The sequence below is a fragment of the Pseudomonas rhizoryzae genome (assembly GCF_005250615.1).
GTDB lineage: Bacteria > Pseudomonadota > Gammaproteobacteria > Pseudomonadales > Pseudomonadaceae > Chryseomonas > Chryseomonas rhizoryzae.
Genome location: NZ_SULM01000003.1, coordinates 302,624 through 319,429, shown reverse-complemented (window position 1 = coordinate 319,429; position 16,806 = coordinate 302,624). Strand labels below are relative to the sequence as shown.

Here is a 16,806-nt window from a genome sequence, read left to right as displayed (position 1 = left end):
CCATGGCGATCACGCGCTTTGCGGCTGTCGCGCTCGCCCTGGTGGTCAGCGGCCTGGCCGGCTGCGTGACCGAGGGTGATCGCAACCCCATGGATACCCGCGAGGGACGGATGCAGGCGCGTGATGCCTACATCCAGCTCGGCCTCGGCTATGTCCAGCAGGGCAATACCGAACAGGCCAAGGTGCCGCTGAAAAAGGCCCTGGAGCTGGATTCCTCCAGCGCCGATGCCCATGCCGCCCTGGCGCTGGTGTTCCAGGCTCAAGGGGAGGCGCAGCTGGCGGACCAGGAATATCGCCTGGCCCTGCGCGAGCGCCCCAAGGATGCCCGTATCCTCAACAATTACGGCAGCTTCCTCTATGAGCAGGGGCGCTACAAGGATGCCTACGAACGCTTCACCCAGGCCGCCGAAGATACCCTCTATCCCGAGCGCGCCCGGGTGTTCGAGAATCTTGGCCTGACCGCCCTGCGACTCAATCAGGTCGACTTGGGCAAGGAAAATCTGGAAAAATCCCTGCGGCTGGATCGTAACCAGCCCAGGGCATTGTTCGAATTGGCTCAACTGGCCTACCAGTCGCGCGATTACGTGCCGTCTCGTAGCTATTACCAGGCCTTCAGCCAGCTCAGTCCCCAGGATGCCCGGAGCCTGTTGCTCGGGATCCGTCTCGCCGAGGTGTTCAATGATCGCAACACCGCGGCGAGCTATGCCTTGCAGCTGAAGCGCCTGTACCCGAACTCACCTGAATATCGTCAACTTCAGTCGGAGCAGAAATGACCGCAGTGCAATCCGAAGCGGTACACGCCGGACGGGGCAATCCCGGTGAGATCTTGCGGCAGAAGCGTCTTGAGCTTGGCTGGAGCCAGGCCCAGGTTGCCCAGAGTCTCAATCTCAGCGCGCGCATCATCGATCAGCTCGAAGCGGGCAACTATCAGCAGATGCCGGGGCATACCTTCACCCGGGGTTACATCAAGGCCTATGGCAAGCTGCTCGGCCTGGACCAGGTGGAGCTGGTGCGCGCCTTCGATAGCTACACCGGTACCGATGCCAAGGGCAGTACCGTGCACAGCCTGGGGCGGCTCGACGAGCCGGTACGGCTGTCGCGCAACATCCTGAGATTCGTCAGTTTCATCCTGGTGGTACTGATCATCGCCATGGGCCTGTTCTGGTGGCAGGAGCGCAGCCGCCAGGCCTCCGTCGGCAGCGCCGTGAGCATGGAGCACGTCGAGGTGGAGGGGGCCGACGGCAAGACCGAAATCCACCCCATCGACGAACCCGAAGAGCAGCAGCCTCCAGCCGGGGCCCAGAGCCCGGCGGCCAGCCTGCCGTCACCGGTGGGAACGCCCGTGCCCGACGCCAACACCGTGGCCAACATGCCCGCGCCGGCCGCTACGCCAGCGCCGCCCGCCGCCGCATCCGTCCCGGGTACGCCGAGCACTGCCGCACCTGCTACCGCCACTACGGCGGCACCTACCATTACGCCGAGCGCGCCGGCGGCGCCAGCCGCTACCGGTGCCGACAGCCTGGCTATCCGTTTCTCCGCCAACTGCTGGGTGCAGGTCAGCGACGGTACCGGCAAGATCCTGTTCAGCGGCCTGAAGAAGGGCGGCGAGAGCCTCGACTACGCCTCGATCAAGGCGCCGGTCAATATCCGGCTCGGCTACGCCCGCGGGGCGCAGATCACCTACAACGGCCAGATCGTCGATCTCGCGCCGTTCACCAAGGGCGAAACCGCCCGTATCAAACTCGGTCAGGCCGGACAATGACGTCCGGCGACCCCATGGGAAACCAGCATGCATAGCGAATCGCCCATCAAACGTCGGCTATCCCGCAAGATCTGGGTTGGCTCGGTGCCGGTCGGCGGCGATGCCCCCATCGCCGTGCAGAGCATGACCAATACCGAAACCTGCGATGTCGATGCCACCGTGGCGCAGATCCAGCGTCTGCAGGACGCCGGTGCCGACATCGTGCGCGTCTCCGTGCCCGACATGGATGCCGCCGAGGCCTTCGGTCGCATCAAGCAGCGGGTCAGCCTGCCGCTGGTGGCCGACATCCACTTCGACTACAAGATCGCCCTGCGCGTCGCCGAACTGGGCGTGGATTGCCTGCGCATCAACCCCGGCAACATCGGGCGTGAAGACCGCGTGAAGGCGGTGGTCGACGCCGCCCGCGAGCGTGGCATCCCGATCCGCATCGGCGTCAACGCCGGCTCCCTGGAAAAGGACTTGCAGAAGAAGTACGGCGAGCCCACCCCGGAAGCCCTGGTGGAATCGGCCATGCGCCACGTCGATCACCTGGAGAAGCTGGACTATCCGGACTTCAAGGTCAGCGTGAAGGCCAGCGACGTCTTCATGGCCGTGGCGGCCTACCGCCAGCTGGCGACCCGTATCGAGCAGCCGCTGCACCTGGGTATCACCGAAGCCGGCGGTCTGCGCTCGGGTACGGTGAAGTCCGCGGTCGGTCTGGGCATGCTGTTGGCCGAGGGCATCGGCGATACCATCCGTATCTCGCTGGCGGCCGATCCGGTCGAGGAGATCAAGGTCGGTTTCGATATCCTCAAGTCCCTGCGCCTGAGATCCCGTGGCATCAACTTCATCGCCTGCCCGAGCTGTTCGCGGCAGAACTTCGATGTGGTCAAGACCATGAACGAGCTGGAAGGGCGCCTGGAAGACCTGCTGGTCCCCCTGGACGTCGCGGTGATCGGCTGCGTGGTCAATGGTCCCGGCGAAGCCAAGGAAGCCCACGTGGGCCTGACCGGGGGTACGCCGAACAACCTGGTGTACATCGACGGCAAGCCGGCCTCCAAGCTGAACAACGACAATCTGGTGGACGAGCTTGAAGGGCTCATTCGCCGCAAGGCGGCCGAAAAGGCCGAAGCGGATGCCGCGCTCATCGCGCGCAGCTGAAAGATCAAGGAATAAGGCCCTTTCGTGAGCAAGTCCCTGCAAGCCATCCGTGGCATGAACGATATCCTGCCGGAGCAGACTCCGGCCTGGCGCTACCTGGAACGTACCTTCGCGACGTTGCTCGACGGCTATGGCTACCACGAGATCCGCCTGCCCATCATGGAGTTCACCGAACTCTTCGCCCGTGGTATCGGCGAGGGCACCGACGTGGTGGACAAGGAGATGTACACCTTCCTCGACCGTAACGAGGAATCCCTGACCCTGAGACCCGAAGGCACCGCGGGTTGCGTGCGGGCCGTACTCGAACACGGCATGACCGGCGGTGGCCAGGTGCAGAAGCTCTGGTACGCCGGCCCGATGTTCCGCTACGAGAAGCCGCAGAAGGGTCGTTATCGGCAGTTCCATCAGATCGGCGTGGAGGTGTTCAACCTGCCCGGGCCGGACATCGATGCCGAGCTGATCGTGCTCACCGCACGCCTCTGGCAGCGTCTGGGCCTGACCGACGCCGTCACCCTGCAGCTCAACAGCCTGGGCTCCAGTGCCGATCGCGGGCGTTATCGCGAGGCCCTGGTGGCCTATCTGCAGGAGCGCTTCACGCAGCTCGACGAAGACAGCCAGCGCCGCCTGACCACCAATCCGCTGCGCATCCTCGACAGCAAGAACGCCCAGACCCAGGCGCTGCTGGTCGGGGCTCCGACCCTGGCCGACTATCTGGACGACGAGTCCCGGGCCCATTTCGACGGCCTCAAGGCGCGCCTGGATGCCGCCGGGATCCGCTACGAGATCAATCCCAAGCTGGTGCGTGGCCTGGATTACTATGGCCGCACCGTGTTCGAGTGGGTCACCGACAAGCTTGGCGCCCAGGGCACCGTGTGCGCCGGTGGCCGCTACGACGGCCTGATCACCCAATTCGGCGGCAAGCCCACCCCTGGTGTCGGTTTCGCCATGGGCGTCGAGCGCCTGGTATTGCTGCTGGAAACCCTGGAGCGCCTGCCGAGCGATCTCATGCGCCCGGCCGATCTCTACCTCTGCGCCTTTGGCGAGGCGGCCGAGCTGGCCGGCCTGAGCCTGGCGGAAAAGCTGCGTGACGCGCGCCCCGACCTGCGCCTGCTGGTCAATGCCGGCGGCGGCAGCTTCAAGAGCCAGTTCAAGAAGGCCGACAAGAGCGGTGCGCTCTGGGCCATGATCCTGGGCGAGGACGAACTGGCCGCGCAACAGGTGGCGCTCAAGCCGCTGCGTGGCGATGCGCCCCAGGAAAAGGTCGATTTCGCGGCGCTGGCCGCACGTCTGGACGAGATTTTGCCCCCGGCCGCTGCCGGTCGCGGGAATTGAGGAGAACGGATTTGAGTTCCATCGACGACGACAATCTGGTGGTCGCCAAGGCCTGGTGGCAGCGTAATGGCAAGCCGCTGGTAGCCGGTGGTGTCATCGCCCTGGTAGCGGTACTCGGCTGGCAGGGCTGGCAGCGTTACCAGAACAACCAGGCGCAAGGCGCCTCGGTGCTCTATCAGCAACTGGTGGAAGCGGCTCTCGCCCCCGGCGGCAAGGTGGACACGGCCCGCGTCACCGACACCTTCGGCAAGCTCAAGCAGGATTATTCCGGTACCGCCTATGCGCAGTACGGTAGCCTCTTCGTCGCCAAGGTGGCGGCGGACAGCAATCGCCTGGACGATGCGGCCAACGAATTGAAGACGGTGCTGGCCAAGCCTTATGACGAAGAGCTCGGCGAGCTGGCGCGTGAGCGTCTGGCCCGGGTGCTGGCGGCCCAGGGCAAGGTCGAAGAGGGCTTGAAGCTACTCGACGGCCAGGCGCCCAAGGCCTATGTCGCCAATCGTGAGGAATTGCGTGGTGACCTGCTGGTCGCGCTGAAGAAGCCGGCCGAGGCGCGGCTGGCCTATGAGAAGGCGCGTGCCGCGCTGCCCAACGATGCAGCCGAAGGCGTGCTGCAGATGAAACTCGATGATCTCGCCAAAGGAGACGCCTGATGTTGCGCTGGAAGCCTATCGCGGTACTGGGCCTCGCCCTTGCGGTCGTCGGTTGCAGCAGCACCGGCAAGAAAGAGCTGCCCCCGGCCGAGCTGAAGGACATCAAGGCGGAAGTCCGGCTGGATGAAGTCTGGAGTCGCTCCATCGGCGACGGCCAGGGCAAGGAATACAACCGCCTGGTACCGGCGGTAGAGGGTCAGACGATCTTCGCCGCCGATGCCGATGGCCGGGTCATGGCGATGAATCGCGAGACCGGCGCGGTACTCTGGAAGAAGGACCTGGACCTGCCGGTTTCCGGTGGTGTCGGGGTCGGCGCAGGGCTGGTGGTGGTCGGTACCCTGCGTGGGCAGGTGATCGCCCTGGATGCCAGCGACGGTAGCGAGAAGTGGCGCGCCCAGGTGTCCAGCGAGGTGCTGTCGGCGCCGGTCGTTCATAACGACGTGGTGGTGGTGCAGTCCCAGGATGCCAAGCTGTATGCCTTCGAAGCGGGCAGCGGTTCGCGTCGCTGGGTCTACGAAGACAGCCTGCCCGTGTTGAGCCTGCGCGGCACCGGTGCTCCGCTGGTCACCGACCAGGTGGCCATGGCCGGTTTCGCCAATGGCAAGGTCGTCGCCGTGGACGTGCAGCGCGGCCTGCCGCTGTGGGAGCAACAGATCGCCGTGCCCAAGGGCCGCTCCGAGCTGGAGCGCATCGTCGACGTCGACGGTGGTCTGTCGCTGTCGGGCGATACCCTCTATGTGGTCAGCTACAACGGTCGGGTGGCGGCACTCAATCCGGCCAACGGCCAGATCCTCTGGCAGCGCGATGCGTCCAGCTACGACGGCGTGACCGAAGGCTTCGGCAACGTCTACCTGAGCCTGGACAACGGTACCGTCGAGGCGGTCGAGGAATCCTCCACCTCCACGCTGTGGAGCAACGCCGATCTGGCCCGCCGCCAGCTCTCCGGTCCGGTGGTCTGGTCGAGCAACGTGGTGGTGGGCGACTACGCCGGCTACATCCACCTGCTGAGTCAGGTCGATGGCCGTTTCGTCGGTCGGACCAAGGTCGATGGCGACGGTATCCGGGTAAGACCGCTGGTCGTCGGCGACATGCTCTACGTTTACGGCAATGGCGGTACACTCGCCGCCTATCGCCTGCGCTAGAACTTTTATCCTCAACCGATGGCCGCTACCGTGAAGCTCGGTAGCGGCCATCGTGTTTTCTGCTCTGGGAGAGCCGCATGGTTCCCGTAATTGCCCTGGTGGGGCGGCCGAACGTCGGCAAATCCACGCTTTTCAACCGTCTGACCAAGACGCGCGACGCCATCGTCGCCGACTTCGCCGGCCTGACCCGCGATCGTAAGTACGGCGAGGCCAAGTGGCAGGGACGGACCTATATCGTGGTGGATACCGGCGGTATCTCCGGTGACGAGGAAGGCATCGACCTGAAGATGGCCGAGCAGTCGCTGCAGGCCATCGAAGAATCCGATGCCGTGCTGTTCCTGGTGGACTCGCGCGACGGCCTGACCGTGGCCGACCAGATGATCGCCGAGCACCTGCGCAAGCGAAACAAGCGCACCTTCCTGGTGGCCAACAAGGTCGATACCGTCGATCCGGACATCGCCCGGGCGGAGTTCAGCCCGCTGGCCATCGGCGACGCCTATCCCATCGCCGCGGCCCACGGTCGTGGCGTGAACAACCTGCTGGAAGCCGCCCTGGGTGTCTTTCCCAAGGACGAGGCACCGGTCGAGGAAGAGCTCACCGAGGACGAGGTCCGGGCTGCTGCGGAGGAGGGCGGTGACGTCTTCCGCCGGGTGCAGGGCATCGACGAGACCACCGGCATCAAGATCGCCGTCATCGGCCGGCCCAATGTCGGCAAGTCGACCCTGGTCAACCGCATGCTCGGCGAGGAGCGGGTCATCGTCTATGACCAGGCCGGCACCACGCGCGACAGCATCTACATCCCCTTCGAGCGCAACGAAGAACGCTACACCCTGATCGATACGGCCGGGGTGCGCCGCCGCGGCAAGATCTTCGAGGCGGTCGAGAAATTCTCGGTGGTCAAGACGCTGCAGGCGATCCAGGACGCCAACGTGGTGATCTTCGTCATGGACGCCCGCGAGGGGGTGGTCGAGCACGACCTCAACCTGCTCGGTTTCGTGCTGGAGACCGGTCGCGCCCTGGTGATCGCCCTGAACAAGTGGGACGGCATGGAGTCCGGCGAGCGCGACTACGTCAAGACCGAGCTGGAACGCCGCCTGCTGTTCGTCGACTTCGCCGACATCCACTTCATCTCGGCGCTGCATGGCACCGGCGTGGGCCACCTGTACAAGTCGGTGCAGCAGTCCTTCGCCTCGGCCACCACCCGCTGGCCGACCAGCCGCCTGACCCAGATCCTCGAGGACGCGGTGCAGGAGCACCAGCCGCCGATGATCAGTGGCCGCCGCATCAAGCTGCGCTATGCCCACCTGGGCGGTGCCAACCCGCCGCTGATCGTCATCCACGGCAACCAAACGGAAGCGGTGCCCAAGTCCTATACCCGCTACCTGGAAAAGACCTATCGCCGGGTGCTCAAGCTGGTGGGGACGCCGATCCGCATCGAATACCGCGGTGGCGAAAACCCCTTCGAGGGCAAGAAGAACACCCTCACCGAGCGCCAGGTCAACAAGAAGCGCCGGTTGATGAGCCACCACAAGAAGGCCGAGAAGAAGCGCAAGGACAAGCGCCGGTAAGCCGGTCGGGCGTTGTGCAGGGAAGGGGCTCAGAAGAGCCCCTTTTTTTGGAAAATTTTCTTTGCAGCATGCTCTCCAGTGGAAAAGGCTGCGCCGTTTTCCACGCTACGGTGGTTGCCTGCCTCGCGGCCGAAGCGGTACACCGAACCACTCCCTCTCCCTCCGGGAGAGGGTTGGGGTGAGGGTGATCCCTGCGCCGGTTCCTCAAGGAGCAGACCACGCGCTTACCCTAACCCTGGTCCCCTCCCACGGGGAGAGGAGATGCCTGAATTGACCGCTGCGTCCAGGCGTTGGCCCGGCAAGACTTGCCCTTAGCCACAAAAAATCGCAGTCTGCCGATCTCCTTCCAGCCAGACCTGTGCCCGCGCGATGATCCAGAGCAAGCTTCCCGACCTCGCCGTCACCATCTTCACCCGCATGTCCCAGCTCGCCGCCGAAACCGGGGCGCTGAATCTCTCCCAGGGCTTTCCCGATTTCGACGGTCCCGCCGAGCTGTTGGCGGCGGTCGGTCGGCATGTGGCGGCCGGCCATAACCAGTACGCGCCCATGACCGGCCTGCCGGCGCTGCGCCAGCAGGTGGCGGCCAAGGTCGCGGCCTTCTATGGCCGGGAGGTGAGCGCCGATACCGAGGTCACCATCGTACCCGGCGCCACCCAGGGCCTGTTCTGCGCGATCCAGACGCTGGTGCGGCCGGGTGACGAGGTGATCGTCTTCGACCCCTGCTACGACAGCTACGAGCCTTCGGTACAGCTGGCCGGTGGGCGCTGTGTGCACGTGCCCCTGGCGCTGCCGGGTTTCGGCATCGACTGGACGGCACTGGAAGCGGCGCTGAGCCCGCGTACCCGCGCCATCGTGCTCAATACCCCGCACAACCCCAGTGGTGCCCTGATCGGTGCCGCCGAGCTGGAGCGCCTGGCCGCCTTGATCCGCGGGCGTGATCTCTATCTGGTCAGTGACGAGGTCTATGAGCACCTGGTCTACGACGGCCAGCGCCATGCCAGCGTCATCGCCCATGACGAACTCTATGCCCGCGCCTTCGTGGTCAGCTCCTTCGGCAAGACCTATCACGTCACCGGTTGGAAGACCGGCTACGTGGTGGCGCCGCCGGCGCTCACCGCCGAGTTGCGCAAGGTGCACCAGTACGTCAGCTTCTGCGGAGTGACGCCGATCCAGTGCGCCCTGGCCGATTTCATGGCCGCCCATCCCGAGCATCTGAGTGAGTTGCCCGCCTTCTATCAGGCCAAGCGCGATCTCTTCTGCGATCTGCTGGGCAATTCGCGCTTCACCTTCCAGCGCGCCGCCGGTACCTATTTCCAGGTGGTGGATTACTCCGCCATCCGCCCGGATCTGGACGACGTGGCCATGGCTGAATGGCTGACCCGCGAGCACGGCGTCGCGGCCATCCCGCTGTCGGTGTTCTATCAGCAGCCTCCTGCAGAGCTGCGCCTGGTGCGCTTCTGCTTCGCCAAGCGCGAGGAGACCCTGCGCCAGGCAGCGGAGCGGCTATGCGCGATCTGAGCCCCACCCAGGACCTGCACCTGGCCTTGTTGCAGAGTGACTTGGCCTGGCATGACCCGGCGGCCAATCGCGCTCATTTCGAGCGTCAGTTGGCGGAGGTGGGAGCGGTCGACCTGATCATCCTGCCGGAGATGTTCACCACCGGCTTCTCCATGGATTCGGCAACCCTCGCCGAACCTACCGACGGCCCCACCTCGGCCTGGATGCGCGCCCAGGCGCAGCGCAGCGGCGCCGTGGTGAGCGGCAGCCTGATCGTGCAGGACGAGCACGGCCAGTATCGCAATCGCCTGCTGTGGGCGACGCCGGACGGCGAATTGCTGCACTACGACAAGCGCCATCTGTTTCGCATGGCCGGCGAGCACCAGCACTACGCCCCCGGCACGGAGCGGCGACTGGTCACCCTCAAGGGCTGGCGCATCCGTCCGCTGGTCTGCTACGACCTGAGATTCCCGGTGTGGAGCCGGGCGCAGGACGACACCGATCTGCTGCTCTATGTGGCCAACTGGCCAGCGCCCCGGCGTGGCCATTGGAATCGCCTGCTGCCGGCGCGGGCCATCGAGAATCTCTGCTACGTCGCCGCCGTGAATCGGATCGGCAGCGACGGCAATGGCCATCCTTACGCCGGCGACAGCCAGGTGCTGGACTTCCAGGGCGAACCCCTGGTCGAGGCCGGCGCGGCGGCCGGTATCTTCCGGGTCACCCTGTCGGCCACGGAACTGGCCGCCTATCGCCAGCGCTTCCCGGCGCAGCGCGATGCCGATGCCTTCAGCCTGAGCTGATCAGGCCCAGAAGGGCTTCGGTTGGGCGGTATGGGTCTGGATCAAGGCGATAGCCTGATCCACGTCCTGCTCGGTGGTGTAGCGTCCCAGGCTGAATCTGTAGCTGCGCGCCGCCTGGTCTGCGTCCAGACCCAGCCCCAACAGGACATGGGAGGGCGCCGCCTTGGCCGAGCTGCAGGCCGAGGTGGTGGAGAAGGCCAGCTGGCGTTGCAGGGCGACGGTGTCCAGCGCGGTGGCGAAGGTCAGGTTCAGGGTGTGGGGAATTCGCTGCTGGGCGCAGCCGTTCAGGCGCGTACCGGGCAGGCCTTGCACGCCGGCCAGAAAGCGATCGCGCAGGGCCGTGAGTCTTGCGTTTTCCCGCACCATGGCCTGGCCGGCGAGGACGAAGGCCGTGCCCATGCCGACGATCTGGTGGGTGGCGAGGGTTCCCGAGCGCAGCCCGCGCTCATGGCCGCCGCCATGGATCTGCGCCTGGAGCGCTCCTTCCGCGTGCGGGCCGACATAGAGCGCGCCGATGCCCTTGGGCCCATAGGTCTTGTGCGCGGAAAAGGACATGAGGTCGACGTCCAGCCGGGCGAGATCGATGGCGACCTTGCCGGTGGCCTGGGCGGCGTCCACGTGGAACAGCGCGCCGCGGGCGCGGACCAGGGTACCAATTTCGGCGATGTCGGTCAGGGTGCCCAGCTCGTTGTTCACCCGCATCAGCGAGACCAGGAAGGTGTCGTCGCGCCAGGCCTGCGCCACGGCGTCCGCGGTGATGAGACCCTGCTCGTTCGGCGTCAGGTAGGTGACGGCGAAGCCCTCGGCCTCCAGCTGCGCGGCGGTATCCAGAATCGCGCGGTGCTCCAGGCAACTGGTGATGAGATGGCCTTTGCCGCGACGGCGGGCCACGCCGAGCAGGGCGAGGTTGTTGGATTCGGTGGCGCCCGAGGTCCAGATCAGTTGCCCAGGCTGGGCGCCGACCAGCTTGGCGACCTCTTGGCGGGCCTTATCCACGGCGCGCTGGGCATCGTTGCCGAAAGCATGGCCGCGCGAGGCGGGATTACCGAACACGCTCTGGCGCCCCAGGCAGCCGAGCATGGCTTCGATGACGGCGTCATCGACCGGAGTGGTGGCGGCGTAATCGAAATACAGCGGAAGAGCGTCCATGGCGGGGCCTCAGGCGTTTGGATGGCATCAGGTTAACGCCGTCGCCGGTGAAGGAATTTGCTTTTTACTCGCTAGGCTGCGATTGAATTCGAATATGATTCTGCCAATAGGCAATTAAAGAGAAAATTTTCCCGTGGACCGTTTCGACCGCGCCATTCTCGACCTCTTGCAGCAGGACAGCACCCAACCGGTGGCCGATATTGCCGAGCGTATCGGCCTGGGCACCACCGCCTGTTGGCGGCGTATCCAGAAGCTGGAAGAGCAGGGGGTCATCCGCGCGCGGGTCGCGCTGCTCGATCCTCGCCAGCTCAATGTCGGGGTGACGGTGTTCGTCTCGGTGCGCACCAACCAGCATGCACTGGACTGGTTGCAGCGCTTCCATGCGGCGGTAGCGGCCATCCCGGAAGTGGTGGAGCTCTATCGCATGGCCGGCAACACCGACTACCTGATGCGCATCGTCGTCCCGGACATCGCCGCCTATGACGGCGTGTACAAGCGACTGATCCAGGTGCCGGGGCTGTTGGACGTCAGCTCCAGCTTCGCCATGGAGCAGATCAAGTACAGCACGGCCTTGCCGTTGGATTATGTGCGGTGAGGAGCACCCTCACCCCAACCCTCTCCCGGAGGGAGAGGGAGCTGTCCGAGCGAGCGCTCGGTTTTATCAGCTACCAAGGGCCATGCCTGACGTAGCGTGGAAAACGACGCAGCCTTTTCCACTTGGGAATCCGCTGTGAGGCGTGCCCTCACCCCAACCCTCTCCCGGAGGGAGAGGGAGCTGTCTGAGCGAGCGCTCGGCTTTATCAGCTACTGAGGGCCATGCCTGACGTAGCGTGGAAAACGGCGCAGCCTTTTCCACTTGGGAATCCGCTGTGAGGCGTGCCCTCACCCCGGCCCTCTCCCGAAGGGAGAGGGAGCTGTCCGAGCGAGCGCTCGGTTTTATCAGCTACCAAGGGCCATGCCTGACGTAGCGTGGAAAACGGCGCAGCCTGTTCCACTTGGGAATCCGCTGTGAGGCGTGCCCTCACCCCAACCCTCTCCCGGAGGGAGAGGGAGCTGTCCGAGCGAGCGCTCGGTTTTATCAGCTACCGAGGGCCATGCCTGACGTAGCGTGGAAAACGGCGCAGCCTTTTCCACTTGGGAATCCGCTGTGAGGCGTGCCCTCACCCCAACCCTCTCCCGGAGGGAGAGGGAGCTGTCCGAGCGAGCGCTCGGTTTTATCAGCTACCAAGGGCCATGCCTGACGTAGCGTGGAAAACGGCGCAGCCTTTTCCACTTGGGAATCCGCTGTGAGGCGTGCCCTCACCCCGGCCCTCTCCCGAAGGGAGAGGGGGGGCCGAGCACAGGGGCGTTTCCATAAGCTCAGGCCTGATCGCGGCCGCATCGGCGGACCGCGATGCCTCAGTGATAGGCGCTGACCTGATCCAGCAGGGTGATGTCGTCGGCCGGTAGTTGCAGCCGGGTAGCGGCGACCAGGTCGTCGAGTTGGGCTTGGGAGGTGGCGCTGACGATGGGTGCGGTGATGCTGGGTCGGGCGATCAGCCAGGCCAGGGCGACCTGGCCCGGGGTGGCGTCGTGCTTTTCGGCGATCTCGTCGAGGCCGGCCAGGATGGCCATGCCGCGTTCGTCCATGTAGCGCTTGGCCATTTCCGCGCGTGAACCCTTGAGGTCGTCCTTGGTGCGGTACTTGCCGGTGAGGAAGCCGCTGGCCAGGGAGAAATAGCTGATCACGCCCAGGCCGAGTTCCTGGACCACCGGTTCCAGATCGGTCTCGTAGTCCTTGCGGGCATGCAGGTTGTAGTGCGGTTGCAGGCTCTGGTACGTCGGCACGCCCAGGCGTTCGGCGACCTGGGCCGCTTCGCGCAGGCGCTGGCCGCCGTAGTTGGAGGCACCGATCACCCGCACCTTGCCCTGTTCGACCAACTTGGCGAAGGCGCCCAGGGTTTCTTCCAGTGGGGTGTGCTCGTCGTCGCAGTGCGCCTGGTAGAGATCGATACGGTCGGTCTGCAGGCGCTTGAGCGAGGCTTCCACCGCCTGCTGCACATAGCTGGCCTTGAGGCCCTTGCGGCCTTCGCCCATGTCCATGCCCAGTTTGGTGGCCAGGATCACCCGGTCACGCTTGCCGCTCTTGGCGAACCACTTGCCGAGCAGGATTTCGGATTCGCCGCCCTGGTTGCCGGGTGCCCAGCGTGAATAGACGTCGGCGGTGTCGATGAAGTCGAGTCCGGCGTCGAGCAGGGCGTCCAGCATGCGAAAGGACTGGGCTTCGTCGAGGGTCCAGCCGAAGACGTTGCCACCGAAGCAGAGCGGCGGGATCTGTAGCTCGGAATGGCCAAGGGGACGTTTTTGCATGGGATCCTCATCCAGATAGGTGGAGATATCCAGGTTACGACCGGCGGCCAGGGCTCAAGGTTCGCGGTGTGGCATCCCCTGCCAGTCCTTCAGCGGGATCGGCTTGCCAAGGGCGTAGCCCTGGGCGTAGTCCACGCCAATGCTGCCGAGTAGCTCGAAGGTGGCGCGGGATTCGACGAATTCGGCGATGGTCTCGGCGCCCAGGTGGTGGGCGACCTGGTTGATGGACTCGACGATGGCGCGATCCAGCGGGTCCTGATCGAGGTTGCGGACGAAGCTGCCGTCGATCTTCACGTAGTCGACGCGGAAGTTCTTCAGGTAGGTGAAGGAGCTGAGGCCGGCGCCGAAGTCGTCCAGGGCGATGCGGCAGCCACGTTCGCGGACCTGGCTGATGAGCTGGGAAGCCACCGACAGCTTGTTGATCACTGCGGTCTCGGTCAGTTCGAAGAGCAGGCGCTGCGGGTCCAGCGGCGAGGCGGCGATCAGTTCCAGCAATTCGGGCAGGAATTCCGGATCGCTCAGGCTGTTGCCCGAAAGATTGATACCCACCCGCAACTGGGGTCTTTCTTGCAGCCAGGGCACCAGCTCGACCAGTACCTGGCGTACCACCCAACGGTCGATGCTGCTCATCAGGCCGAAGCGTTCGGCGGCCGGGATGAAGGTCGCCGGCGAGATCAACTGGCCCTGGACATCGCGCAGCCGCAGCAGCAGTTCGACGTGCTGCTCATCGCTGCCGCTGTCGCGGGTGGCGACGATGGGCTGGGCGTGCAGTTCGAAACGATGCTGCTCCAGAGCCTCGCGCAGGCCGCTGGCCATGAGGATCTCCCGATGCTGGCGCTCGACGTCCTCGCTGCCCGCCCGATAAAGGGCCGCGCGATTGCGCCCGGCGTGCTTGGCGGTGTAGCAGGCGACGTCGGCCTGGCTCATCAATTCGGCCGGGCTGAGGGTCTCGGCGGTGATGGCGACGATCCCGGCACTGGCACCGACGTCATAGACCCGGTCTTGCCAGTTGAAGCGCACCGCACCGATGCTGGCGATGAGTTTTTCGGCCACGGCCTCGGCCTGCACCAGGTCGCAGTCGCGCAGTAGCAGGGCGAATTCGTCGCCGCCGATCCGCGCCACGGCGTCGGAGCCGCGCAGCGAATCGCGCAGCAGGGTGCCCAGTTCGCGCAGCAGTAGATCGCCCGCGGCGTGGCCGGCGGAGTCGTTGACCACCTTGAAGCGATCCAGGTCGATGAAGCACAGTGCATGTTGCGTGGTGCCGGCCTGGACCTGCTGCCAGGCATCCTCGAGCTCCTGTTCGAACTTGAGGCGGTTGTAGAGCCCAGTCAGGGCATCGTGGGAGGCGTTGTAGCTCAGCTCGCGCTGCAGATTGCGGGCGTGGGTGACGTTCTGGAACACCAGCACCGCACCGATGATGCGGCCATCGACCGTGCGCACCGGGGCGGCGGAATCCTGGACTTCGTGACGTTCGCCCTGGCGACTGAGCAGCACCGCCCCTTCGTCCAGCGAGGTGATGGTCTGCTCCTGCAGGCAGCGGGTCACCGGACTGGGTAGCTTGGCGTCGCTCTGGCTATCGTGGATGCGGAAGACTTCTTCGTGGGGCCGGCCCTGGGCGTCCGCCAGCGTCCAGCCGGTCAACTGCTCGGCGACCGGGTTGAGGAAGAGGATGCGACCCTCGACATCGGTGGTCAGTACGGCGTCGGCGATGGAGGCGAGGGTGACCTGCAGCCGCTCCTTTTCCTCGTACAGCGCCGTGGTCAGCTGGTGATGCTCGGTGACGTCGCGATTGCTGCCGACGAGGCGGACGTTGCCGTCGGCTTCGACCTCCGAGATCAGCTCGGAGCGGATGTGGCGCACTTCGCCACCCGGACCACCGCGAGTGATGCGGAAATTGAAGGTATAGAACATCGATTCGCTGGCGACCTTGTCGAAGACCTCCAGCGAGCGCGCCTTGTCGTCGGGATGGATGAAGGTGAGCCAGAAATCCATGTCCCGGCTCTGGTTGCGGGGATCTATGCCGTAGAGGTCGCGCAGCCGGGCGTCGGCTTGGAAACCCGGCGTACGGGTGTCCCATTCCCAGATGCCCAGGTTACTGGCGCGGACGGCCAGTTGTAGCCGTTCGCGCAGGCGTGCGTTGGTTTCCTCGGCACGTCGCTGGGCGTCGATGTCGCGTGCCTGCAGCAGATAACCGGTGAGCAGGTCCTGGTCGTCGTGATCCGGCGACAGGGCGAGTTGGATCCACAGCGCCTGCCCTCCGTAGTGCAGCAGTCGCCGGGTCTGCTCGCCTTCCTGCAGCGTCAACTGCTCTTCGGGATCGGCAATCAACTCCTTGAGTAAGCGGCCGTCCAAGGCATGCCGTGGATAGCCGAGCATGGCCTCCAGCGCCGGATTCACCTGGCTCAGGCGACCCTGGATCGTCACCAACGCCATGCCATAGGGCGCGGCACTCAAGGTATGGCGAAAACGTGCTTCGTTGCGCGCCAGCCGCTGGGTGTGGTGACGACTCTGCTGCACCGCGGCGGCCAGTAGCAACGGTGGTATCTGCATCAGGGCGACGGGAATGTAGGTCAGGGCACCTTTTAGTAGGGAATCGCCCTGGGCGGTAAGCAGATCGCCGTGGGCCACCAGGTAGGCGAAGATCAGCACGTTCAGGCCGCCCACCACCGCTGTGCCCAGGGCGGTCAGCCGCAGGGTCATCAGCAACAGCAGGGTGGAGACGTAGACGAAGGGATAGTGCACGTAGATCAGTAGCGCGAGTACCAGCAAGGGATTGATCAGGGCCAGGAAGAGAAATTCCTGGGCGCCCTTGCGACTGAACTGTTCCCATTGCAGGGGGAGGCGCACGAAGGCCAGTGGCATCACGATCAGCAGGCCGAGGGCATCTCCCAGGTACCAGTGCAGAACCACTAGCAGAAGGTCGGGGCTGTTCTGGTACGCGGCTATCAGGGTGCCGAGGGCGGCACCGGCCAGGGGCGTGGTCAGCACGCCGTAGAGCAGCAGTCGTCCCATGGCTGCCACGTTGCGCTCGGGATGTACGATTCGTCCGTGCAACAGCCAAGCGCCGAAGAGGATTTCCGCCAGGTTGGGCAGGGAGTAGAGCGCCCCGATGTGCCAGTCACCGCTAAATGGCAACTCCGCCAGGATGCCGGCTAGCCAGATGACCAGGAGGTGCGAAGGCCAACGGGTCTTGGACGACCGTAGCATCCAGGCGATTGCCAGCCCATTGGGTAGCCAGAGCGTGGCGATGGAACTGGAAGCCTGCCGGGTAAGAAGGATGCACAGTACCGAACTGAGCAGGAATAAGAGGAACAGACCGATGGCGTCGCGTAGCGGCGTAGCGTTTCTCGACAGAGTGGAAGTCATTGCCTATCCAGACAAGCTGCTCGGCCGGCGGACACCTGTGCCGGGCAA

Annotated in this window: 13 protein-coding genes; 10 read left to right on the top strand and 3 right to left on the bottom strand. The window is 65.1% G+C overall.

Going from position 1 to position 16,806, the window contains the following annotated elements:
• Nucleotides 1-2 precede the first annotated feature (2 nt).
• From pilW to FAZ11_RS06015, 9 genes are all read left to right on the top strand, one after another.
• On the top strand, nucleotides 3-773 hold the full coding sequence (gene pilW, locus FAZ11_RS06055) for a type IV pilus biogenesis/stability protein PilW (protein ID WP_058759996.1): 771 nt from the start codon (nucleotides 3-5) through the stop codon (nucleotides 771-773).
• A complete protein-coding gene (locus FAZ11_RS06050) occupies nucleotides 770-1,762 on the top strand; it encodes a RodZ domain-containing protein (RefSeq protein WP_058766702.1) in 993 nt (330 codons plus the stop codon). Before pilW ends, FAZ11_RS06050 begins: the two co-directional genes overlap by 4 nt.
• Before the next feature lie 27 nt (nucleotides 1,763-1,789).
• Nucleotides 1,790-2,902: a flavodoxin-dependent (E)-4-hydroxy-3-methylbut-2-enyl-diphosphate synthase gene (ispG, locus tag FAZ11_RS06045; RefSeq protein ID WP_058759998.1), complete on the top strand. Its 1,113-nt coding sequence runs from the start codon at nucleotides 1,790-1,792 to the stop codon at nucleotides 2,900-2,902.
• A gap of 24 nt (nucleotides 2,903-2,926) precedes the next feature.
• Nucleotides 2,927-4,234 (top strand): histidine--tRNA ligase, encoded by a 1,308-nt coding sequence (hisS, locus tag FAZ11_RS06040; protein WP_058766703.1) that lies wholly within the window; start codon nucleotides 2,927-2,929, stop codon nucleotides 4,232-4,234.
• Between the two features lie 11 nt (nucleotides 4,235-4,245).
• Entirely contained in the window at nucleotides 4,246-4,887 is a 642-nt protein-coding gene (locus FAZ11_RS06035; protein ID WP_058760000.1) for a tetratricopeptide repeat protein, read from the top strand.
• On the top strand, nucleotides 4,887-6,029 hold the full coding sequence (gene bamB, locus FAZ11_RS06030) for an outer membrane protein assembly factor BamB (protein WP_058774178.1): 1,143 nt from the start codon (nucleotides 4,887-4,889) through the stop codon (nucleotides 6,027-6,029). The genes FAZ11_RS06035 and bamB overlap by 1 nt, the downstream gene beginning before the upstream one ends.
• Nucleotides 6,030-6,106: 77 nt before the next feature.
• Nucleotides 6,107-7,597 (top strand): ribosome biogenesis GTPase Der, encoded by a 1,491-nt coding sequence (der, locus tag FAZ11_RS06025; RefSeq protein ID WP_058774179.1) that lies wholly within the window; start codon nucleotides 6,107-6,109, stop codon nucleotides 7,595-7,597.
• Between the two features lie 369 nt (nucleotides 7,598-7,966).
• Entirely contained in the window at nucleotides 7,967-9,115 is a 1,149-nt protein-coding gene (locus tag FAZ11_RS06020) for a pyridoxal phosphate-dependent aminotransferase (RefSeq protein ID WP_058774180.1), read from the top strand.
• Nucleotides 9,103-9,894, top strand: coding sequence for an amidohydrolase (locus FAZ11_RS06015; protein WP_058774181.1), 792 nt, complete (start codon nucleotides 9,103-9,105; stop codon nucleotides 9,892-9,894). The genes FAZ11_RS06020 and FAZ11_RS06015 overlap by 13 nt, the downstream gene beginning before the upstream one ends.
• On the opposite strand, the gene FAZ11_RS06010 is transcribed toward FAZ11_RS06015, so the two are convergent.
• Complete coding sequence (locus FAZ11_RS06010) at nucleotides 9,895-11,043, bottom strand: aminotransferase class V-fold PLP-dependent enzyme (protein WP_058774182.1); 1,149 nt, start codon at nucleotides 11,041-11,043, stop codon at nucleotides 9,895-9,897.
• Nucleotides 11,044-11,176: 133 nt separating this feature from the next.
• On the opposite strand from FAZ11_RS06010, the gene FAZ11_RS06005 reads away from it, so the two are divergent.
• Entirely contained in the window at nucleotides 11,177-11,638 is a 462-nt protein-coding gene (locus FAZ11_RS06005; protein WP_058760006.1) for an Lrp/AsnC family transcriptional regulator, read from the top strand.
• Nucleotides 11,639-12,441: 803 nt separating this feature from the next.
• On the opposite strand, the gene FAZ11_RS06000 is transcribed toward FAZ11_RS06005, so the two are convergent.
• Both FAZ11_RS06000 and FAZ11_RS05995 read right to left on the bottom strand, forming a co-directional pair.
• Nucleotides 12,442-13,392, bottom strand: a complete 951-nt coding sequence (locus FAZ11_RS06000) for an aldo/keto reductase (RefSeq protein WP_058774121.1) — start codon at nucleotides 13,390-13,392, stop codon at nucleotides 12,442-12,444.
• A 54-nt stretch (nucleotides 13,393-13,446) separates the two neighbouring features.
• A complete protein-coding gene (locus FAZ11_RS05995; protein WP_058774122.1) occupies nucleotides 13,447-16,758 on the bottom strand; it encodes an EAL domain-containing protein in 3,312 nt (1,103 codons plus the stop codon).
• Nucleotides 16,759-16,806 lie beyond the last annotated feature (48 nt).